Genomic DNA, 21,469 nt, shown 5'->3' on the forward strand with positions numbered 1-21,469 from the left:
GGGTCGATGATAGCCTAGTGTCCTGTCCAGCGACTGAAACCGGTCGACCGGACCCCAAAATTTCGAAGATACCCCCCTGCCATGTCTGAACAATCCTCCGAATCGGCCCGCCAGGCCATCGTCCCCGACACCTCCGCCGGCCGTCGTTTCGACGCGGTCGTGGCCGAGCTGTTCCCCGAATACTCGCGCTCGCGCCTGACCGAATGGATCAAATCCGGGGATGTGCTGCTGGACGGCGCCCAGGCCCGCCCGCGCGACCCGCTGCGCGGCGGCGAGGTGGTCAGCCTGACGGTGGTGCTGGACACCCAGACCGACGCCCAGCCCGAAGACATCCCGCTGGACGTGCTGTTCGAGGACGAGCACCTGCTGGTGATCAACAAGCCGGTGGGCCTGGTGGTGCACCCCGGCGCCGGCAACCACAGCGGCACCCTGGTGAACGCGCTGCTGTACCGCGATCCGTCGGTGGCGGTGCTGCCGCGTGCGGGCATCGTGCACCGGCTGGACAAGGACACCAGCGGCGTGATGGTGGTGGCCCGTACCCTGGAGGCGCAGACCGCGCTGGTGGAACAGCTGGCCGCGCGCGACGTGCATCGCCAGTACCTGGCCGTGGTGATGGGCGCACTGGTGGCCGGTGGTACCGCCGACGCCCCGATCGACCGCCACCCGCGCGACCGCCTGAAGATGGGCGTGCGCGAGGATGGCAAGGAAGCGGTGACCCATTACCGCCTGCGCGAACGCTTCCGCGCGCACACCGCGCTGGAATGCCGCCTGGAAACCGGCCGCACCCACCAGATCCGCGTGCATATGGCCCACCTGCGCCACCCCATCGTGGGTGACCCGCTGTACGGCGGCGCGTTGAAGTTGCCCAAGGGCGCCAGCGACGAGCTGGTCGCTGCACTGCGCGGCTTCAAGCGGCAGGCGCTGCATGCCGAAACCCTGGAGTTCGTGCACCCGATCACCGGTCAGCCGGTGCGCAACAGTGCGCCGGTGCCGGCCGACATGCTGCACCTGATGAAGGTGCTGCGCGAGGACAGCGAAGCCTTCGCGGCGCGCGAGCGGGACCGCTGGTGATGGCTGCCGCACTGCCGCTGCTGCAGGCTGACTGGCCGGCACCGCCGGGAGTGCGGTCGCTGACCACCCGCCGCCATGGTGCCGGTATTTCGCCGGCGCCGTTTGACCAGTTCAACCTGGGCAACCGGCATGCCGCCGATGGCGATACCCCGGCCAACGTGGAGCACAACCGGCATCTGCTGCAGCAGGGCCTGGGCCTGCCGTCGGCACCGCACTGGCTGCGCCAGGTGCACAGCAGCACCGTGCTGCGTTTCAAGGCGCCGCCGCAGCCCGGGGCCAGCGAGCCGGTGGCCGATGCGGCCGTGACGTCCGAGCGCGGCGTGGTGCTGGCCATCCTGACCGCCGATTGCCTGCCGGTGGTGTTTGCCGCGGCCGATGGCAGCGAAGTGGGTGCCGCGCACGCGGGCTGGCGCGGACTGGCCAACGGCATGCTGGAACACACGGTGACGGCGATGACCACCGCCCCGGCGCAGCTGCGCGCGTGGCTGGGACCGGCAGCCGGCCCGCAGGACTACGAGATCGGTGAAGAGGTGTACCACGCCTTCGTCGGCCACGATCCGGCGGCGGCTGCGGCGTTCGTGGCCACCCGCGAGGGGCACTGGAAGGTGGACCTGTTCGCGCTGGCGCGGCAGCGCCTGCAGGGGGCGGGCCTGGATCTGGCCAACATCCATGGCGGCAGCCTGTCGACGATGGCCGACCCGGATCTTTACTCGCACCGCCGCGATCGCCGAACCGGGCGCATGGCCACGCTGGTGTGGATGGAATGAAGCCGGTGGGTGATCCTGTAGGGTCAGAGCCCTTCCCTGGCGGGAAAGGATCCGACCCTTTGCTCGCGGAGGGGTCAGATCCCTTCTCGACAGAAAAGGGTTCTGACCCCAGCCACGCCGCCGTCATTGTCTTCGACGGCGTCTGCGCGCTGTGCAGCCGCTGGGTGCGCTTCCTGCTGCGTTTCGACCGCCAGGGCCGCTATCGCTTCGCTGCCATGCAGGGCGCGCACGGCAGCCACCTGCTGCGTGCGCACGGGCTGGACCCGAACGACCCGCTGTCCTTCCTGCTGGTGGACGCTCAGGGCGCCTGGACCGATACCAACGCGATCCTGCGGGTGTTGGCCGGCCTGGGCGGCGTCTGGCGGCTTGCGGGCGCGCTGGGGGTGCTGCCGCAAACCTGGCGCGACCGGGCGTACCGCGTGCTGGCGCGCAACCGCTACCGCTGGTTCGGGCGCCACGACACCTGCTACCTGCCCGATGCGGAACAGGTCGCGCGCTTCCTGGATTGACCGCGCATTCCCGTAGAGTCGAGCATGGCTCGACTCTACAAGATGCGGCGCGGTCACCCCTCCAGCGCTTCCAGGTAGCTGCGCCGCCAGTGGTTGATGTCGTAGGTGCGCAGATGGTCCATCATCGCGTGCCAGCGTTCCTTGCGCCGGCGCAGCGACATGGTGGCGGCGGTGGCGATGGCGTCGGCCATGCCATCCAGGTCGTAGGGGTTCACCAGCAGCGCCTGCTTCAGTTCATCGGCCGCACCGGCCAGCAGTGACAGCACCAGCACGCCAGGATCCTCCGGGTCCTGCGAAGCCACGTACTCCTTGGCCACCAGGTTCATGCCATCGCGCAGCGGTGTGACCAGGCCCACCGCCGCGGCGCGGTAGAAGCCGGTCAGGGTGGCATGAGTGAAGTTCTGGTTGACGTAGCGCAGTGGGGTCCAGTCCGGCGCGGCGTGGCCACCGTTGATGTGGCCGGCAATCTGCTCCAGCGTGCTGCGCAGCTGGCGGTACTCGGTGACATCGCCGCGCGATACCGGCGCGATCTGCAGATAGGTCAGCGAGCCGCGCTGGTCGGGGTGGCGTTGCAGGTAGCGTTCGAAGCCGCGGAAGCGCTCGGGCAGGCCCTTGGAGTAGTCCAGGCGGTCCACGCCAATGGCCAGTTGGCGGTCGCGCAGGCTGCTGCGCAGGTCCTTCACCGCGGCCTTGCTGGCGGCGGTGCCGGCCTGCCGGGCAATCAACGCGGTGTCGATGCCGATGGGGAAGGCGGCGGCGCGGAACCGGCGGCCGCCCGGCGCTTCAAGCCGTCCATCGTCCAGTACGCGGCCACCACCGAACAGGCGTAGGTAGGTCTGGAAGCGGTCAGCGTCGCGCTGGGTCTGGAAACCGACCAGATCGTAGGCGTACAGCGCCGAGAACAGGCGCAGGTGGTCGGGCATGGCCTGCAGCAGGTCGGCCGATGGCATCGGGATGTGCAGGAAGAAGCCGATCCTGCAGCCGATGCCACGCTCGCGCAGCAGCGCGCCCAGTGGAATCAGGTGGTAATCGTGGATCCAGACAATATCGTCTTCGCGCAGCAGCGGCGCGAGCTTGTCGGCGAACAGCGCGTTGACCTTCTGGTAGGTCTCGCGGGTGCCACGGTCGTAGTCCACCAGATCCAGGCGGAAGTGCAGCAGCGGCCACAACGTGCGGTTGGAAAACCCATTGTAGTAACCATCCACATCGCGCTTGGCCAGATCCATGGTGACGTACTCGATGTCACCTTCCTTCTGCTGGTGCAGCGTGCCGCTGGCATCCTTGGCGTTCTTGCCGCTCCAGCCGAACCACATGCCGCCACGCTCCTTCAGCGCGGCCAACAGGCCAACGGCGAGGCCGCCGGCGCGGCTTTCACCGGGCACGGCGACCCGGTTCGAAACAACGACCAGACGACTCACGAGGCCTCCTGCCAGGACCGCGACAGGCGCATGGCGGCAGTGATCAGCCCCACGTGCGAGTACGTCTGCGGGAAGTTGCCCCAGGCTTCGCCGCCATCGAAGGCAAGGTCTTCCGACAACAGTCCCAGGTGATTGCGCTGCTTCAGCAGCAGCTCGAACATCTCGCGTGCTTCGTCCATGCGGCCGATCGCCGCCAGCGCGTCGATGTACCAGAAGGTGCAGATGGTGAAGCTGGTTTCCGGCTCGCCGAAATCATCCGGGGCGACGTAGCGGTACAGCGAGTTGCCGTGTTTCAGGTCGCGGCCGATAGCTTCAACGGTGGCGACGAAACGCGCGTCGTGGGCCTCGATGAAGCCGATGTCCGCCAGCAGCAGCAACGAAGCATCCAGGCGATGGCCGCCGAAGGTATCGGTGAAATGGCCGTGCTCATCGCTCCACGCCTCGGCCATGATGCGCGCGTGGATGGTGTCGGCGCGCTCGCGCCAGTACTGCGCGCGGTCATCGCGCTTCAGGCGCACGGCGATCTTGCACAGGCGGTCGCACGCGGCCCAGCACATGGCGCTGGTGTAGGTGTGCACTTCGGTACGGCCGCGGAATTCCCACAGGCCGGCATCGGGCACGTCGTGCAGGGCGAAGGCCTGTTCGCCCAGCGGTTCCAGCCGCGCGAAGGTATGGGCATCGCCCGGGTCCTGCAGGCGGCGGTCGAAGAACAGCTGGGTGGAAGCCAGCACCACGCTGCCATAGACGTCGTGCTGGCGCTGCACCCAGGCCAGGTTGCCGCGGCGCACCGGGCCCATGCCGCGGTAGCCCGCCAGTGTCGGCACTTCGTCTTCGTCCAGCTTGGCCTCGAAGCCGATGCCGTACAGCGGCTGCAGCGTACCGTCGGTGGTGGCCAGGTTGAAGATGTACCCCAGGAACTGCTCCATGGTGCGGGTAGCGCCCAGCCGGTTCAGCGCGCGTACCACGAAGGCCGCATCGCGCAGCCAGCAGTAGCGATAATCCCAGTTGCGCACGCTGCCGGGCGCCTCGGGAATGGAGGTGGTCATGGCTGCGATGATCGCGCCGCTGTCTTCGTATTGGCAGAGCTTCAGGGTGATCGCACTGCGGATCACCGCGTCCTGCCACTCCAGCGGAATGGACAGATAACGCACCCACTCGCGCCAGTAGTCGCGCGTGCGCTGGAAGGCTTCCTGCACGTAGCCGCTGATCGAGCGGTTCAGGGATTCATCCACGCCCAGCACCAGATGGATGGGGTGGTTGAGCACGAACGGCAGGCCGTCGCGGACGAAGCGCACGGGTACGTCGGTGGTCAGGCGCAGCACGTGGTCGGGCAGGATCCAGCGCACATGGTTGCTGCCCCAGGTGGATTCGGGCACGCGCGCGCCCCAGTCGGCCAGCGGCCGTGCACGCACCACGATGCGCGGGCTGCCGGCCAGTGGACGCACCTGGCGGATCAGGCTGACCGGTCGGTAGAAGCGGTCGTTCTGGCGCCAGCGCGGGGCGAAATCGAGGATTTCCAGCGCGCCGCCATGGTGGTCGTGCAGTACCGTGCGCAGGATGGCCGTATTGGTCAGATAGCTCTGTTCGCTGCTGGCAAAATCCTCCAGTTCGATGGCGAAGTCGCCACCTTCCTGTTGGTTGGGCGAAAGCAGTGCGCAGAACGTGGGGTCGCCATCGAAGGTAGGCAGGCAGCTCCACACCACACGGGCATGCTTGTCGATCAGGGCGCCGAAGCTGCCGTTGCCGACCACGCCCAGATCAAGATCGGGTTGGGTCATCACGCAGAATATTCCGGTTGTGGCCGTGGGGGCCGGGGTCAATAGGCATTCTCACGCAGCCAGGCGTGCACGCTGCGTATGTCAGGCAGGGCGAACACCGCAGCGCTGGGCTCGCGTTCGCCGATCAGCACGCTCCAGCCGTGCTGGCCGTTGGCGGCGTCGAAGCCGTATTCGTCGGTGAGGTCATCGCCCAGGAACACCGGCAGGCGGCCGCGGAAGGGCAGGTACTGCATCATGCGGCGCAGGGCACGGCCCTTGTCGGTGCCGACCGGCACGAACTCGACCACATGGTCGCCCGGTTGCAGGCGGTAGCTGGGCCGGCCGCGGACATGGCGTTCGGCGAACGCGCGCACGTCCTCGCCGGCATGCGGGGCGCCGCGCCAGTGAAGGGCCAGGCCCACGCCTTTTTCCTCTACCAGCACACCGGGATACCCGTGGGCAAAGCGCATGGCCTGCTGGTGCAGGGCATGCAGCCATTCACCGGTGTCATCGTCGTGGTCATCGCGCAGCACGCGGCCATCGGCGCCGCGCATTTCATGGCCATGCAGGCCGGCGGCGGGCAGCTGCAGGGGCGCGAACAGCTGGTCCAGCTGTTCCAGCGGGCGCCCGCTGACCAGAGCCACGGCGCCTTCCAGGCGGTCGCTGATGCGACCTATGGCTTCACGCACGTCGGGCAGCAGGTGCACGGCATCGGGCCGTGCGGCGAATTCAATCAGGGTGCCATCGACGTCGAGGAACAACGCGCAGGCGTCGTCCAGCAACGGCGGTGGCGGACGCAGGGGGAGCGGTTCAGCCATGCACCGCAGGGTGCCAGCGGCGGCGTGTAGGCCAGGTCGAGGACAGGCTACGGCGTTGCGATGGCGTGGCCGGTTGTACGGGTGGGTGCCGACCGTTGCCAACAGGCAGGTGCCGACCGTTGGTCGGCACCGAAGGCAGTACGGACCACGGTCCGCACCTGCCGATGGCGGTCAGAACGTGTAGCGCACGCGACCGTAGTAGTACGCGCCGTTGCTGCCGATCGGCGACAGCACGTCGTACGGCAGGTTGCCGTAGTAGTAGATATCGTCGTTGGACTTGTCCGGGTAGTTGTCGGTCAGGTTCTGCCCGCCGATGGCCACGCTCCACTGCGTGTTGAAGCGGTACTCCACTTCCGCATCCAGCTGCCATTCGGCCTGGTAGGTCTGGCGCGGAATGTAGCCATCGCCGAAGTTGAACACGCGGGTGGCACTGCCGTAGCGGTTCACCCGGCTGCTCAGCGACCAGTGGTCGTTGCTCCACGCGGCCGAGAAGCCGGCGCGGCTGCGCGGGGTGGCGTCGGTCAGGGTATTGGTCTCTTCGATGCCGAACAGCACGTAGTCCGCATCCAGCGCCTGCAGCTGGGCCGGGGTGGCCAGCACGTTCTTCAGCGTGGTCTTGGTGTAAGCGTAGGTGCCGGTCAGCAGCAGCTGGCCATCGCCCAGCGCCTGGCGCCAGTTGGTGACCAGCTCGGCACCGCGGGTTCGGGTGTCGGCGGCGTTGACGAAGAAGCTGGCGCTCTGCAGGCCGGTGACGCCGTAGTTGGCCGCCACGTAGTCGGTCAGCGCATCGCCGGTGATGCTCTCCGACAGCGCGATGCGGTCGTCGATATCAATCTGGAAGAAGTCCAGCGACAGGTCGAAATGCTCGCCGATGCGGCTGGTGAAGCCCAGCGAGGTGTTCAGCGACTTCTCCGGCTTCAGGTCCTGTGCGCCCAGGCCGCGGGCGATCGGGTTGTTGACCGACAGCAGGCGGCCCTGCACCAGCTGGCCAGCGGCGTTATAGCCGGTGGAGGTGGATTCGTAGCCGATCTGCGCCAGCGACGGCGCGCGGAAGTTGTTGGAGATGGCACCGCGCAGGGCGAAGGCCGGGGTGAATTCGTAGCGCAGGCCGAGCTTGCCGGTCAGTTCGCCGCCGAAATCATCGTTGTGCTCGTAGCGCGCGGCCAGATCGGTGGAGAAGTGATCGCCGAACTGGCTGGACAGACTGGCGTAAGCACTGGCTACATCGCGGGCCAGCGAGGCCGCATCCTGCGGGGTCAGGCCACCGCCGGCCTGCGAGCCGGTCGGGCGATCGGTGTACGGGCCTGCGGCGTAGCTGTACGGATCACCGGGGCGGGTTCCATAGCGCTCGTGGCGCACTTCCGCGCCCAGGCCCAGGGTGTGGGTGATGCTGTCGCTCTGGCTGAACACGCGGCTCAGATCGAGGTTGCCCACGGTCTGCGCGTACTGGTAATCGGCGGTCTTGAAACGGGTCGGGCTGGTCGGGCCCAGCGAGGCGTTGATCGAATCACGCAGGCGGTAGGTGAAGTCGTTCTGGCCGTAATCGATGCTGCCGTCGTAGCTCCACTCAGCCCACTGGCCGCGCACGCCGGCCACGGCCTGCACGTCGCGGTTCTCGCCTTCGGAAATCGGCCGATAACCGTTCGGGTAGACCTCCTTCCAGTTGGCGTCGCTGTCGGGGTAGCGGAAGTAGTTCGCGCCTTCGGTATCACGCTGGTTGAAGGTGCCGAACGCATAGAACGTGGCGGTCTTGCCCACCGGAATTTCGGTGTTCAGCCACAGGTTGATGTCCTTGCTGGCACCGTCGCCGAGCACGTAATTGCGCTTGCCCTGCAGTGCCAGGTTGGCCTCGGTCTGGTCCCACGGCGGAATCAGATCGTAGCCGGCGCGGTTGGTGCCGTTGCGCTTCTTGTATTCCAGGCCCACGCGCAGGAAGCCGCCATCTTCGCCCAGCGAGGTGCCGACCTTGGCGCTGATGTTGCCGGTCTGGCCATCGGTGAGGGTGCGGCCGATCGGCTTCAGGTCGGTGTGGTTGGCGCCGTAGCTGGCTTCAATCTCGCCACCGTCGCCGCCGTTGTCCAGGATCACGTTGATCACGCCGGCCACCGCATCGGAGCCGTACAGCGCACCGGCGCCGTCGCGCAGCACTTCAATGCGCTTGATGGCACTGACCGGAATCGAGTTGAAATCGACCGGGGTAGTGCCCTTGCCGATCTTGCTGTCGGTGTTCACCAATGCGGTGTGGTGGCGGCGCTTGCCGTTCACCAGCACCAGCACCTGGTCGGGCGACAGACCGCGCAGCTGCGCGGCGCGCACGTGGTCGGCGCCACCGGAATTGGACTGGCGCGGGAAGTTGAACGACGGCAGCAGGGCCTGCAGCGCGCTGCCCAGTTCGCCGTTGACCACGCCGGCCTTGCGGATGTCTTCGGCAGTCAGCACGTCCACCGGCGCGGTGGATTCCAGCACGGTGCGATCCGCGGCACGGGTACCGGTGACGATCACCGTGTCCAGGTTGGTGGCGGCGTCCTGGGCTGAAGCCAGGGCGGGGGACAGCGCAAGCGCGATGGCGAGGCCGAGCGGCGACGCGGACAGGCGGGGGGACATGCAGACTCCAGCAGCGACAACGTGGGGAAGGGGGGGAAGCGATGGTTTCACTTACATCCATCCGGATGAAGCGATATATTATCTTCGCGTGAGCAGCCGGTGCGATGCAAGCCCCGGCTGCAATCGCATCAGTTCATGCCCCAACGGCATGAGTGATTGGTTGCAGTTGCAACCACGGCACGGGTGTACCCTCCGTGCCCTTTCACCGCGTTTGTTCCCCTTCCCCGGAGTGTTGTTCCTGATGAAACGCCTTGGCCTGATCTTCGCCGTACTGCTGGCCACCAGCGGCTGCGCCAGCCTGTCTTCGCAGGCGCCCAGCGCCTACACCACCACCGCCGCGCTGGAAGGCGACGCGGCCCGCCCGGCCAGCGGCCACGGCTGGGTGCGCAGCGAGCTGTACTTCGGCGTGGGTGAGGAGCAGGGCACTGGCAACCGCCCGCAGGCCGACACCATCAGCGAGGCGCAGTGGCGCGCGTTCCTAGACAAGGAAGTGACCCCGCGCTTCCCCGATGGCCTGACCGTGTTCGATGCCTACGGGCAGTGGCTGTTCCGTGGCGATGCGGCGCCCAATCGCCTGCGTACCAAGGTGCTGGTGGTGCTGCATGAAGACAGCCCGCAGCGCCGTGCGGACATCGAGGCGATCCGCCTGGCGTGGAAGCAGCAGACCCAGCACCAGTCGGTGCTGTGGTCGCGGCAGGCGGTTGACGTATCGTTCTGACCCGGAGGGCGCCACGGCGGCGCCACAGGCCACGATGATGAAAGACAGGGATGCGATGTTGGGCCTGCTGCTGGCAGGCCTGCTGGCGCCGGCCGCGCAGGCGGCCGGACAGGACGACGCTGCGCTGCGCTTCGCGCCGGCACCGGGCGTGCAGGTGCAGGCCGAGGTGAGGGAGGGCGGCAGCGTCGACGTGCTTGTCTCCCCCTCGGGGAAGCGCCTGCAATTGCCCGGTGCCGCAGACGCCGATGGCAACTCGCGGCTGTCGGCCGAAGACATCGATTTCGACGGGCGCCCCGAGCTGGTGGCGCGGGCGTCGGTCGGCATGGTCAACGAAGCGGTGGCGGTCTATCGCTTCGATCCGGCCAGCGGCGGCTTCCGCGCGCTGGAGGCGGATACCCATGGCCATGACAGCTGCGGCAACCTGATGGGCCTGACCGTCGACGCTGCCACGCGCACGCTGAGCAGCAGCTGCCGCAGCGGTCCGATGTGGTACACCGATCTGTACCGCTTCGCGGGCACCCAGCTGTATCTGTACCGCGCCGAGGACGTGCTGCAGCTGGGCGATGCCTTCGATGCCGCGTTTGAGGTCGACCACACCGGCGAACAAGGGCCGCTGGCGGTGTGGCGCACCTTCGATGCCCAGGGCCGCGTGCTGGACAGCGCCATCGGCGATGGCTTGGTCGCGCCCACCGGTCCATCGCCGGTGCCCGGCATCCAGGCCACGGTGCGGCCGGCGCGCCTGTTCCTGTTCGAACGTCCTGGTGCAGCCAGCACCCAGCGCTACCTGGTGCAGGGCGATCGGGTGGAACTGCGCGATGCAGCCGACGGCTGGGTACAGGTGCGCTATCAGAACGCAAAGCGCGGCGCAGTGCTGGGCTGGATCAACGTGAACTGAACACTGCGCGCGCCCTATACCGATGTATGGGGCGCAGCGTGCCGATGCCTACGGAAGCGTCACCGCGTGGGGTCTAGCCTCGGGGTCCTCCCCCAAGCAAGGCTTTTCCCATGAGCAAGCGCGTTGCCGAGATCGTTGTTGAAACCCTGCAGCAGGCGGGCGTGCGCCGCTGTTACGGGATCGTGGGCGACACGCTGAACCACGTGACCGATGCCATGCACCGCAGTGAGATCGACTGGGTGCATGTACGGCACGAGGAGGTGGCCGCCTTCGCTGCCGGTGCCGATTCGCTGGTGAGCGGTGAGTTGACCGCCTGCGCCGGCTCCTGCGGTCCTGGTGGCCTGCATTTCATCAACGGCATTTTCGAAAGCAACCGCAACCGCGCGCCGCTGGTGCTGATCGCCAGCCAGATCGTGACCAGCGAACTGGGCATGGAATTTCCGCAGGAAGTGGATTTCAAAGCGGTCTATGCCAGCTGCACGGTGTTCTGCGAGCAGGTGCACAGCCCGGAACAGGCGCGTCGCGTAGTGGCGTTGGCGTGCCAGGCGGCGATCAGCCGCCGCGGCGTGGCGGTGGTGATCCTGCCGGCCGATATCAGCGAGGCCGAGGTGAAGCACGATGTGCCGTTCTCGGTGCATTACACCCAGCCGGTGCTGCGCCCGGCCGATGCCGAGCTGCAGCGTATCGCCGAGCTGCTGGGGCAGGGCAAGCGCATCGGCATCTATGCCGGTGCCGGTTGCCAGGGCGCGCATGCGCAGCTGATCGAACTGGCGCGCCGGCTGCAGGCGCCGGTAGCGCACACCTCGCGCGCGAAGGACTTCGTCGAACCGGACAACCCGTACAACATGGGCATGACCGGCATCTTCGGCATTGAATCGGGCTTCCACACGCTGATGGCCTGCGACACGCTGCTGCTGCTCGGCGCTGATTTCGCCTGGGGCCAGTTCTACCCGGACAAGGCCACGATCATCCAGGTGGACCGTGATGGCAGCCACCTGGGCCGCCGTCATCCGGTGGATCTGGGTGTGGTGGGCGACATCGCCCCCACCCTGGATGCCCTGCTGCCGCTGTTGCGGCCGCGCGATGACAGCACCTTCCTGGACGAATGCATTGCCCGCCGTGACAAGGCGTTGCACACGCGCGAACAGGAAGAACAGCCGGGCAAGGGTGAGTTGATCCACCCGCAGCATCTGACCGCGCTGCTGTCCCGGCATGCGGCCGATGATGCGCTGTTCACTGCCGATGGCGGCTCACCGATGGTGTGGATCCTGCGCCATATCCGGGTGAACGGTCGCCGCCGCACGCTGACCAGCCTGCTGCACGGCACGATGGCCAACGCCATGCCGCAGGCGCTGGGCCTGCAGAAGGCGTTCCCCGGGCGTCAGGTCATTTCCTTGTCCGGTGATGGTGGCCTGGCGATGCTGCTGGGCGACCTGCTGACTGCCGTGCAGGAGAATCTGCCGATCAAGGTGGTGGTGTTCAACAACGGTTCGCTGAACTTCGTCGAGCTGGAGCAGAAGGTGGAAGGCCTGCTGGACAACTACACCGATCTGAAGAACCCCGACTTCGGCCGCCTGGCCGAGGTGATCGGCTTCCATGGCCGCACCGTGACCCGCAGCGAGGATCTGGAAGAGGCGGTGCTGGATTTCCTGTCCCAGCGCGGCCCGGCGCTGCTGGACGTGCATACCAGCCGCGCCGAACTGGTGATGCCGCCGCAGATCGAAGCCAAGCAGGTGGCCGGCACGGCGCTGTATGCGGCCAAGGCCGTGTTGAACGGCCGCTTCGACGACGTGAAGCATCTGCTGGTGGACAACTTCCTGAAGAAGTGAGGGTGGGTTTTGATGCAGGGCTGCGCCCTGCACCTGCAGAGGCCAGAGCAAGTGCAAAAGCCTGCTATCCGTGGGTTGGCGGGGTGGGTCCGGTTGAGGGGGACGCTGCAAGTACGTCCATGTAAGCTCGGTCGCCGCATCCATGCGGCTCACGCCCCCGCAACCGGACCCACCCCGCCTTCGACAGTTGGCCGCGATCCGTTGGAACGGCATTCTGCTCTGGTGGGTGCCGACCGTTGGTCGGCACGCGGAGGGATCTGGTAGGTGTCGACCTTGGTCGACATGGTGGATCCACGCCATGCGTGGATAGCGGATGCATGATCGAAAAATCTTCTGTAGCGCCGAGCCATGCTCGGCTGAGGACTCGCGCGTACGGCAGCTGAGCATGGGCTCGGCTCTACAACGGGAGCCTGCTTTTGATCTTTTGATTCTCTTCCGTGGCTGCCGCGCGCGGGAAACCACGAGAGGCCGGGCGGGTAGGTTGCGCAGGGGCGTTAGCCGCATGGATGCGGCGACCGAGCTTACAGGGACGTACTTGCGGCGTCCCCTGCGCGGCCTACCCGCCCGGCCCAGCCGCGGATCCCGCTCCGACGACCAACCCAGCCACGAGGGGCCCCGCCGTTGGCTGGAACCCAGCATTCCACCCGGGAATTGGCGCCTGGCCCCTGCTGGGCCTACCATCGGCGGTCCCCACCCCCACCGCCCCTTCCATGTCCGCTCCCGCTTCCGCCGCACCGCGCCGCTGGTTCGTCGCCGGCGACTTCAATGGCTTCTTCGGCCTGGTCGTCGACAACCTGTCCATCCTCGGCTTCATCGCCATGGCCCTGGTCGGCATGTTCCAGTTCCCCGCCGACGTGGTCTTCGGCCGCATGTTCCCCGGCACCGCCTTCGGCGTGCTGGTGGGCAACCTGCTGTACACCCTGATGGCACGCCGGCTGGCCGCGCGCACCGGCCGCGACGACGTCACCGCCATGCCGCTGGGCCTGGACGCGCCCACCAGCATCGGCATGGCCCTGCTGGTGCTGGGCCCGGCGTTCCTGGCGTTCAAACAGCAGGGGCTGGACCCGCACGCCGCGGCCATCGCCACCTGGCAACTGGGCATGGCCTCGCTGGTCATCATGGGCGTGCTGAAGCTGATCCTGTCCTTCTTCGGCGAGGCGGTGACCCGTGCGTTGCCGCGGGCGGCGCTGCTGGGCTCCATCGCTGGCATCGCGCTGGTGCTGATGGGCCTGCTGCCGCTGCTGGAAACCCTGCGGTCGCCGCTGGTGGGCTTCACCACGCTGGGCCTGCTGCTGTATGTGCTGATCGCCAAGGGCAAGCTGCCGGTGCGTGGCCCGGGTGTACTGCTGGCCTTCGTGTTCGGCACCGTGCTGTATTACGGGCTGGGCCTGGCCGGGCTGGGTGTGCCGGGCTTTGCCATTCCGGCCTGGGTGCCGCCGCAGGTGGTGCTGCCGCTGCCCACCCTGGGCTTCATCGAAGGCCTGCCCACGGCGATGACCTATCTGCCGCTGCTGCTGCCGTTTGGCCTGCTGATGGTGGTAGGCGGCATCAATGTTTCGGAAAGCGCGCGCACCGCCGGCGATGACTACCGCACCCGCGATATCCTGCTGGTCGAAGCCTTTGCCACGCTGGTGGCCGGTGTCTGCGGCGGCGTGGCGCAGACTACCCCGTACATCGGCCAGCCGGCCTACAAGCACATGGGCGCGCGCAGCGGCTATACGCTGCTGACCGGCCTGTTCGTCGGTATCGGCGGCATGCTGGGCATCATCTCCGGGCTGGTGCAGTGGCTGCCGCTGGCCGTGCTGGCGCCGATCATCGTGTACGTGTCGATCGACATCACCACCCAGGCCTTCCAGGCCACGCCGCGCCAGCATGCCGGTGCGATGGTGCTCGGCTTCCTGCCGTCGGCTGCCTATCTGCTGGCGATCAAGGCACCGGGTTGGATTTCGGCCGAAACGCTGGGCGCCATGCTCACCACCGTCGATGGCCACGGCCTGCCGGAACTGGCGGTGATCTTCACCCTGGGCAATGGCTTCATCATCACCTCCATGCTGTGGATCGCCACGGTAGCGGCCATGGTGGATGGCCGCCTGCGCCGTGCCTGCGGTTTCCTGCTGGTGGCGGCAGCGCTGACCCTGTTCGGCCTGATCCATTCGGTGGATCCGCGCGGTGGCATCTACCTGCCCTGGAATCTGGAGGGCCTGGCCCGCGTGATCAGCTGGCAGTTCGCCGGCGCTTACGTGGCCTTGGCCGTGCTGCTGGGGCTGTTGTCGCTGCAGAAGCAGCCGGTGAAGCCATTGGCTGACGCCGGACATTGAATGCGAACGCCGGGCATGGCCCGGCGCTACCGTTCAAGGGCGCGAGAAGGTAGCGCCGGGCCGTGCCCGGCGTCAGGTCTCGCGATCCAGCTCGGGGTAATGGCGGAAGATGCCGTTGGTGTTGAACGCCAGCCGTCGGTCCGAGGCCAGGTAGGCGGCGATGTTCGGCCGCCTCGCCACTCGCTCCTGCAGCGCCCGCAGCAGGGGCAGGGTGGGCGCCAGGGCCTGCATGCGCTTGGGGAACATGTAGTCCAGCCCGCTGAGCAACTGGAACAGCGAGAGATCCACATACGAGTGTTCGCGCAGCGGGTGGCGGCCACCGTTGGCTTCGATCACCTGTTCGAAGTAGCCGAGGAATTTCGGCAGGCGCTCGCCTCACATGGCCTTCGCGCGCGCCTTGGCTTCCGCCTTCTGGTCTTCGTAATACTTTGATGCAGCAATCGGATGATGGGTGTCGTGTACTTCGGCGACGAGGTCGGCAATCGTCAACTGCAGCTGCAGCGCCTGCATCCGCCGCGAAGCCGCCTGCGGCACCAGATCCAAAATGGGACCGAGAAAGTCCAGAATCGCCGAGACCTGCGCGATCACTTGCCGGCCCGCCTTCAGGAACGGTGGGGCGAATGGCTGGCCGCCCACGGCTTGGCCGTGCAGGAAAGGTTCCATCACCGCATCGCCGTGGGTGCGTGCCATGTCCTCGTACGCGGCACCGGCATCTTCGAACGCCAGCCGCACGAACTCGCCCCGGCCCTGGATGCCGGCCCAGTAATACAACGCGTAGTGCATGTCCATCTCCGCGAAGAAGTGTCAGCAGACTCGCGCGTTGCACGCAAAGCAGGCGTGAGCATGCCGTTCATGCCAAGCACAACACAGGCCAAACAATGTGGGAACCGCGTGCACTGAAGCGGGTCATACTCCGGTCGTGCACGTGAAAAGCGAGGTGCTGCATCATGCAGAAGAGTGGAAGGGCGGTGTGGCCCTGGGTGCTGGGCGTAGTGGTGGTGGGTGGGGCGGGCGCGTGGCTGTTCCGCGATCAGTGGCAGGGTCTGGCGGATCGCGTGGAGGTGCCGACCCAGGCCGCTCCACCTTCGGCAGCTTCACCCCCGCCGGCACCCGCCGCTGAATCGGCACCGTCGACACCCGCCATCCAGCATCCGCTGGATACCGATGCCGCTGCCGATCCGGCGTTGCCGAAAATGGAAGACAGCGATACTGCGGCATGGACCGCGCTGAGCGGTCTGTTCCAAGGCGAAAGTGGACTGGCGCTGCTGCTGCGTGACCATCTGATCCAACGCCTGGTCACCCACGTGGACAACCTGGACAAGACCAGTGTGCCACCTTCTGCACTCGCCACACGGCCGCTGCCCGGCAACCTGCAGGTAGAAGCCGGCGGGAATGGCGAGCAGATTGCCGCAGGCAATGCGGCGCGTTACGCGCCCTATGTGCAGGCCTTCACCGCGCTTGATCCAGCGGCAGCGGGCACGGCATACAGGCGCTTCTATCCTCTCATCCAGCAGGCCTACGTCGACCTCGGGCGTCCGCAGGGCTACTTCAACGACCGCCTGGTGGCGGTGATCGATCATCTGCTGGAAACCCCGGAACCGGCCCGACCGCTGGCCGTGGTGCGTGATGAACGGGGCCGCTATCGCTTCGCCGATCCCGATCTGCAATCGCGCTCGGTGGGGCAGAAGGCGCTGCTGCGCATGGATGCGACGCAGGAGCGCGCGGTGAAGCAGCAGCTGCGTGCGATCCGCACGGCGATCACCCGCGGTTGATGGCAGCTACAGGCTCTGCAGGAAGGCTTCAATGTCCTGCAGGTCCTGGCGGCTGAGGCCGCGCGGCTTGAGCAGCGGATCAGGCAGCGGGAAGGGCGGCGCATCCGGTGGCAGTGAGGCCGGTGCACGCGGCCGCCCGCCGCCCACGTTGTAGAACGCCAGCACGCCCGACAGGCGCGGAATCAGGCCGTTGTGCATGTACGGCGCGCTGTTTGCCACGCCCCGCAGCGATGGCGTGCGGAAGCGACCGCTGTCGGCCGGATCAGCGGTGACCTCGTAGCGGCCCAGATCCTGCCGCGGGCGACCGTGGAAGTGCAGGCCCAGATTGTGGAAGCCGTTGTCGGTCAGCGCCGCGCCGTTGTGGCAGTTCATGCAGCCGGCCTGCGTGCGGAACAGGTGAAGGCCGCGCAGCTGGGCATCGTCCAGTGCACGCGCATTGCCACGCAGGAAACGATCAAAACGGCTGTTGCGCGGTGACAGGCTGCGCTCGAAGGCGGCGATGGCCTGTGCGAGCTGGGCGGCATCGATGCGCGGCTGCGCGAACACCTCGTTGAACTCACGGCGGTAGGACGCATCGCGGCGCAGGCGGCGCACGGCACCCTGGGTAGTGAAGCCCATTTCGATGGGATCGGCGATGGGGTGCAGCGCCTGGTCTTCCAGCGCCACGGCACGGCCATCCCAGAACAGCGGCGTTACATGCGCGCTGGTGGCGACGCTGGGCGCGTTGCGACGGCCGGCCTGGCGGTCGTGGCCGAACGAGACGCGGCGGCCATCGGCCCAGCCCAGGTCCGGATCGTGGCAGCTTGCACAGGCCAGTTGCCGTGACTTTGACAGCACCGGATCGAAGAACAGGCGCCGCCCCAGTGCGACCTTGGCTGGCGTCGAAGGATTGTCTGCAGGATCAACCGGGGCCGGCAGCGGCGCCAGCTCCTGCCAGGCTACGCCGGGCTCGATCTCCGGCGCGGGCCAGCGCGCAGCGGGGCTGCTGTAGAGCGCGCGCAGGCAGGCCGCGTCCGGGCGTGCGGGCAGCACCTCGGGGCAGGGCGTGTCCTGTGCGGGCGCAGGCATGCCCGCGCCGCCCAGCAACAGGGCGGCGACGGGCAAGGCCAGGCGCAGTGGGTGCAGCCGCTTCATCGTCGGGCGTCAGCCACGGTCAGGCACTCAGAACCGGTAGCCCACTTCGAGCGAGAACTGGCGGCCGATGTCGTAGTACAGCGCATTGCCCACCGACGAGGACACCCCGTTGATGTTGCTGCGGTCGAGCACGTTGGTGATGTCCAGGTTGGTGTAGACCGTGCCGCCCTTGTTTCCCAGGTCCTGTTCCCAGTGCACCCGCATGTCCCAGGTGATCGTCGGCGCGAAGCGCATCTCTTCCCACACGTCGATCGACTCACCCTTGTAGACCTCGTTGAGGCCGGTGTCGTAGATGCGCCTGTAGCCGGCGCTGTAACGCAGCTGGTTGGTCAGCTGCAGGTTCAGCGGCTCGATCCGGGTGATCGCCGTGAGCGCCGTCGACCACGGCCGCGCGTAGTTGTCGGCGGGCTTTTCCTGGTAGCGCAGGTAGCGGCCGTCGTAGCGGATCATCGGATTGAGGTAGAACAGGTCCGATTCGTCCTCGTAGGTGGGGACTGCGCGCTTCACGTCCAGCCAGCTTGCCGAGAAGTGCAGCTGGGTGCTGGTCGCGCCCAGCACCCAGGGTTCGCGGGTGTCGATGTTCAGGCTGTAGTTGGTCGATTCGCCGCGACCGTTGCTGACCCAGGTGCGATAGCTGCTGGTCAGGTTGGTGTCATCCGGCGTGGTGCCTGCATTGCGGCCGCTGACATTGATCGGCTGGTCGTAAGCCTTGCGGTTGACCACCTTCAGCAGCGAGCGCAGGTTCCCCCATTGCTGGTCCCAGGCCAGCATCAGTTCGTCCTGGTAGCCGATCCGGTGCAGGTCGAAGTAGGTGTCGTTGCCTGGCTGGGTGCCCACGGTCCAGCCGCTGTCCAGGCTGGTGCGGCGCTCGCTGTTGTAGCGCAGCAGGTTCATGCCGTCGCGCAGCTTCCAGGTAGCCATGCTGCGGCCGTAGTAGCGGTTGGCGCCGGCGGTCAGCAACGTGCCTTCCCGCGGTGCCCAGTTCATCGCAAGGCGCGGCGACACCGTGGTCTGGCCCATGTAGCTGTCACGCTCGATGCGGATGCCGGGGCGGATGGCAACATTGCCGTACTGCATCGTGTCATCGATGTAGGCCGCATAGTTCTCCACGTCGAAGCCGATCTGGCCGGCGGCGTAGCGGGTGCGGCGGCTGAGGTACTGGCCGGGCCAGCCGGAGGTGGTCAGGCCGATGTCGCAGGCATCGGCCAGCACGCCGCCCGAGGTCGTGCAGGTGCTGGTGCGCACCGGTGTGGTGTAGGTGCTGCTCTCACTCAGGCGGCGGTAGTCGTAGCCGTCGCGGGTGATCGCCAGGCCGCTGGTGAAGGTGTGCACGCCGCCGGCCCATTCAATGAGGTCGGTGCTGGCGTCCAGGTTGTACATCAGGCGACGCTGGGTCTGCTCCACATCGCCGAATTCGCCTTCCAGGGTGAGCGCGGTGGTGCCCCAGTCCTTGGTCTCCGAGCGTTGCCAGGTGTAGTAGTCATCGCTCTCGGCATCGCGGCTCTGTTCGCTGCGGCTCCAGCTCAGGCGCTGCTCCACCTTGCCCCAGTCGGTCAGCCAGGTGGCGCGGGTGTTGGCGAAGGTGCCACCGCCCTCGATGTTGATGCCCGCGCCACGGATGTTGGAGCGGAACAGCTTGTTCTCCGATGGCGCATGGACCAGCGTTGCGTCAACTGTCAGGCGATCATTGACGTCCCAGACCGCCTTCAGCGTGGCCTGGTCGTTCTGCTGGCGCTGCGTCTCCTTGTCGGTCCCATAGGTGTCCACCAGGTGCGACGAGTAGAAGTAGGTCGGGATGGTTGATTGGGTGCGGGTGAAGTTGCCCAGCAGCGCCACCGAGTCGCTGACCCTGCCTTCCAGGGTGGCATTCCAGGTTTCCTTCTTGAATTCAGGCTGGCCATCGCCCCAGGACGACGCGTTTTCATAGTCCTCCTTCAGGCTGTCTGCGATGTGGTACTGGGTCCATACCGAGCGCGAAGTCGTGTAGCCGAACTTGCCGGAGAACTCATCACTGGGCCGGCGCAGTTCCGCCTGGATGACACCGCCGTTGAAGCCGCCGTAGCGGGCAGGAACATTGCTGTCCAGCACGGCCAGGCGCTCGAGCAGGTCGGTGTCCAGCGCGAGCGCCTGGCTGCTGCCTGGCGCGGCATACAGCCGGTACGGCGAGCTGTCGCCAGCCGGATCGATGTCGTTGTTGATGTTCATGCCATCGACGGTGAACGCGTTCTGGTAGAACGGCGCACCGTTGATGCTGACGTTGGCCGGGCTGATGTTGCCGGGCGTGAAATTGCTCAGCTGGGTGTTGTCGAAGCGCGCGGCCGGATTGGTCAGCAACAGGCGCCCGATATCGCGGTTGCCCGCCACTTGGGCGTGGATGTAGTCCTCGTCCAGTTGCACGCCCTCGGCGAACTTGAGGGCCTGGCGGTCACCGCCGACGCGCAGGGGCTGGGTGTGGCGGGTACTGCCGGCGGGGCGGACGTCGGCCACTGCCAGCGTGTAGCTGCCGTCGGCAAGCGCCTGCAGGCGCAGCCCCGTGCCGGCCAGCAGGCGGGCAAAGCCCTGTTCGGTACTGAAGGTACCCGACAGCGCCGGTGCGGTACGGCCGGCGGCCAGTGCCGGGTCGAACGACAGGGCGATGCCACGCTGCGCGGCGAAGGTGCTCAGGGCCAGGCCCAGCGGGCTTTCGGCCTGCTCGGTGGGGGCGACCGCCTGCAGCGGGGCGTTCTGGGCGAAGGCGGGGGTGGCCGCCAGGGCGGCAGCCAGCAGGCTGAGCCGGAAGGTTCGGGTGATGGAAGGCATGTAAGGCACGCGAGGAAAGGATTCATTACCTCTGCCACCCCACTGCGGAAAAAGTGTCACCGCCGTGGAAGGTCGGCTCTCAACGGGATGCGGGCGGGCGCAGGCGCGTCCACAGGCCCGCCGGGCCGCGCTGCACCTGCAGGTGGTGGACGGCGGCCAGCATCGCCACGCTGCGCGCGGGATCATCCACGGGGAAGGCGCCGGACACCGGCTGCGCGGCGATCGCATCGTCACAACCCAGCCAGCCGGACTGGTAACGGCCGAGCTGCTCCAGCACGCGGCGCAGCGGCTGCGCATCGACCACCAGCATGCCGTTGCGCCAGGCATCGATGGCCGGTGTGATCGCCTGCGTGGGCTCGAAGGCATCGGCGCTGAAGCGGACCTGCGCACCGGCGTCGAAGACGCGCTGCTGGCCGCGCGCGGCGAGTACGACCTGTACGGCGCCTTCCAATACCGCCAGCGCAGTGGTCGCTGCCGCGTGGTGCACGTTGAAGCGCGTGCCCAGGGCGCGCATCCGCCCGGCCGGGCTGGCCAGCACGAACGGACGCGCTGGCCGCTGCGGATCGGCCGCGGTCTCCACCAGCACCTGGCCATGCCGCAGCCGCAGCTGGCGCTGCTGGCCATCGAAGGCAATGTCCACGGCGGTGTCGGTATCCAGCTGCAGCACGCTGCCATCGTCCAGCACGTGGCGGCGGCGTTCGCCCACGGCGGTGCGCACGCTGGCATCCCAGGCGGCATCGTCGTACAGGCGCCAGGCCAGCCAGCCGCCCAACGGTGCGACCAGCAGGGCGGCGATGCTGCGCAGCACGGCGCGGCGTCCTGGCGATGACGGGCGCTGCAGGGCGTTGTGGGCGAGGGCAGGGGGCACCTGGCCACTCAGCGCCAGCAGCCGTTCGGCACGCTGCCAGGCACGCGCATGGTCGGGGTCGGCATCGTGCCAACGCTGCCACTGCGCGCGCTGCACGGCACTGCCATCCTCGTGCAGACGCATCAGCCAGTCGGCGGCCTGTTCCAGCACACGGGGCGGCAGCGCCCGCTCGCCTGCAGCATCGACGGCCAT

15 protein-coding genes and 1 pseudogene are annotated in these 21,469 nt (G+C 67.4%); 8 read left to right on the top strand and 8 right to left on the bottom strand.

The annotated features are described in order from the left end of the window. Window positions 1-81: 81 nt before the first annotated feature. Genes rluD through RTY46_RS02490 form a run of 3 tightly spaced genes read left to right on the top strand, consistent with a single transcriptional unit; the run spans window position 82 to window position 2,347 of the window. Complete coding sequence (rluD, locus tag RTY46_RS02480) at window positions 82-1,071, top strand: 23S rRNA pseudouridine(1911/1915/1917) synthase RluD (protein ID WP_312706512.1); 990 nt, start codon at window positions 82-84, stop codon at window positions 1,069-1,071. Beyond that, window positions 1,071-1,838, top strand: coding sequence for a peptidoglycan editing factor PgeF (gene pgeF / locus RTY46_RS02485; RefSeq protein ID WP_312706513.1), 768 nt, complete (start codon window positions 1,071-1,073; stop codon window positions 1,836-1,838). The genes rluD and pgeF overlap by 1 nt, the downstream gene beginning before the upstream one ends. Window positions 1,839-1,897: 59 nt before the next feature. Continuing rightward, on the top strand, window positions 1,898-2,347 hold the full coding sequence (locus RTY46_RS02490; RefSeq protein ID WP_312706571.1) for a thiol-disulfide oxidoreductase DCC family protein: 450 nt from the start codon (window positions 1,898-1,900) through the stop codon (window positions 2,345-2,347). Window positions 2,348-2,400: 53 nt separating this feature from the next. Here RTY46_RS02490 and otsA read toward each other — a convergent pair whose 3' ends face one another. From otsA to RTY46_RS02510, 4 genes are all read right to left on the bottom strand, one after another. Next, the gene (gene otsA / locus RTY46_RS02495; RefSeq protein WP_312706514.1) at window positions 2,401-3,765 is read right to left on the bottom strand and encodes an alpha,alpha-trehalose-phosphate synthase (UDP-forming); all 1,365 of its coding nucleotides are present in this window, start codon (window positions 3,763-3,765) and stop codon (window positions 2,401-2,403) included. Beyond that, the gene (locus RTY46_RS02500) at window positions 3,762-5,543 is read right to left on the bottom strand and encodes a glycoside hydrolase family 15 protein (protein ID WP_312706515.1); all 1,782 of its coding nucleotides are present in this window, start codon (window positions 5,541-5,543) and stop codon (window positions 3,762-3,764) included. The genes otsA and RTY46_RS02500 overlap by 4 nt, the downstream gene beginning before the upstream one ends. A 38-nt stretch (window positions 5,544-5,581) precedes the next feature. Continuing rightward, the gene (gene otsB / locus RTY46_RS02505; protein ID WP_312706516.1) at window positions 5,582-6,340 is read right to left on the bottom strand and encodes a trehalose-phosphatase; all 759 of its coding nucleotides are present in this window, start codon (window positions 6,338-6,340) and stop codon (window positions 5,582-5,584) included. Between the two features lie 171 nt (window positions 6,341-6,511). Continuing rightward, window positions 6,512-8,944, bottom strand: coding sequence for a TonB-dependent receptor (locus RTY46_RS02510; RefSeq protein ID WP_312706517.1), 2,433 nt, complete (start codon window positions 8,942-8,944; stop codon window positions 6,512-6,514). Window positions 8,945-9,185: 241 nt separating this feature from the next. Here RTY46_RS02510 and RTY46_RS02515 point away from each other — a divergent pair, with 241 nt between their 5' ends. From RTY46_RS02515 to RTY46_RS02530, 4 genes are all read left to right on the top strand, one after another. Beyond that, window positions 9,186-9,662: a DUF3574 domain-containing protein gene (locus RTY46_RS02515; protein ID WP_312706518.1), complete on the top strand. Its 477-nt coding sequence runs from the start codon at window positions 9,186-9,188 to the stop codon at window positions 9,660-9,662. Between the two features lie 37 nt (window positions 9,663-9,699). Then, window positions 9,700-10,557: an SH3 domain-containing protein gene (locus RTY46_RS02520; RefSeq protein ID WP_312706519.1), complete on the top strand. Its 858-nt coding sequence runs from the start codon at window positions 9,700-9,702 to the stop codon at window positions 10,555-10,557. A gap of 110 nt (window positions 10,558-10,667) precedes the next feature. After that, entirely contained in the window at window positions 10,668-12,386 is a 1,719-nt protein-coding gene (locus RTY46_RS02525; protein ID WP_312706520.1) for a thiamine pyrophosphate-dependent enzyme, read from the top strand. Between the two features lie 710 nt (window positions 12,387-13,096). Further along, window positions 13,097-14,704, top strand: a complete 1,608-nt coding sequence (locus RTY46_RS02530; RefSeq protein ID WP_312706521.1) for a hypothetical protein — start codon at window positions 13,097-13,099, stop codon at window positions 14,702-14,704. Between the two features lie 72 nt (window positions 14,705-14,776). Here the strand turns inward: RTY46_RS02530 and RTY46_RS02535 are convergent. Then, window positions 14,777-15,487, bottom strand: a pseudogene (locus RTY46_RS02535) (glutathione S-transferase). Between the two features lie 164 nt (window positions 15,488-15,651). On the opposite strand from RTY46_RS02535, the gene RTY46_RS02540 reads away from it, so the two are divergent. Next, window positions 15,652-16,476 (top strand): DUF3014 domain-containing protein, encoded by an 825-nt coding sequence (locus RTY46_RS02540; protein WP_312706522.1) that lies wholly within the window; start codon window positions 15,652-15,654, stop codon window positions 16,474-16,476. A 6-nt stretch (window positions 16,477-16,482) separates the two neighbouring features. Here the strand turns inward: RTY46_RS02540 and RTY46_RS02545 are convergent, their stop codons facing one another. The 3 genes from RTY46_RS02545 to RTY46_RS02555 form a co-directional block, all read right to left on the bottom strand. Beyond that, entirely contained in the window at window positions 16,483-17,610 is a 1,128-nt protein-coding gene (locus tag RTY46_RS02545) for a cytochrome c peroxidase (RefSeq protein ID WP_312706523.1), read from the bottom strand. A 27-nt stretch (window positions 17,611-17,637) separates the two neighbouring features. Next, on the bottom strand, window positions 17,638-20,409 hold the full coding sequence (locus tag RTY46_RS02550) for a TonB-dependent receptor (protein ID WP_312706524.1): 2,772 nt from the start codon (window positions 20,407-20,409) through the stop codon (window positions 17,638-17,640). A 79-nt stretch (window positions 20,410-20,488) separates the two neighbouring features. Beyond that, a complete protein-coding gene (locus RTY46_RS02555; protein ID WP_312706525.1) occupies window positions 20,489-21,469 on the bottom strand; it encodes a FecR domain-containing protein in 981 nt (326 codons plus the stop codon).

Source organism: Stenotrophomonas sp. (assembly GCF_032056425.1).
Classification (GTDB): domain Bacteria; phylum Pseudomonadota; class Gammaproteobacteria; order Xanthomonadales; family Xanthomonadaceae; genus Stenotrophomonas.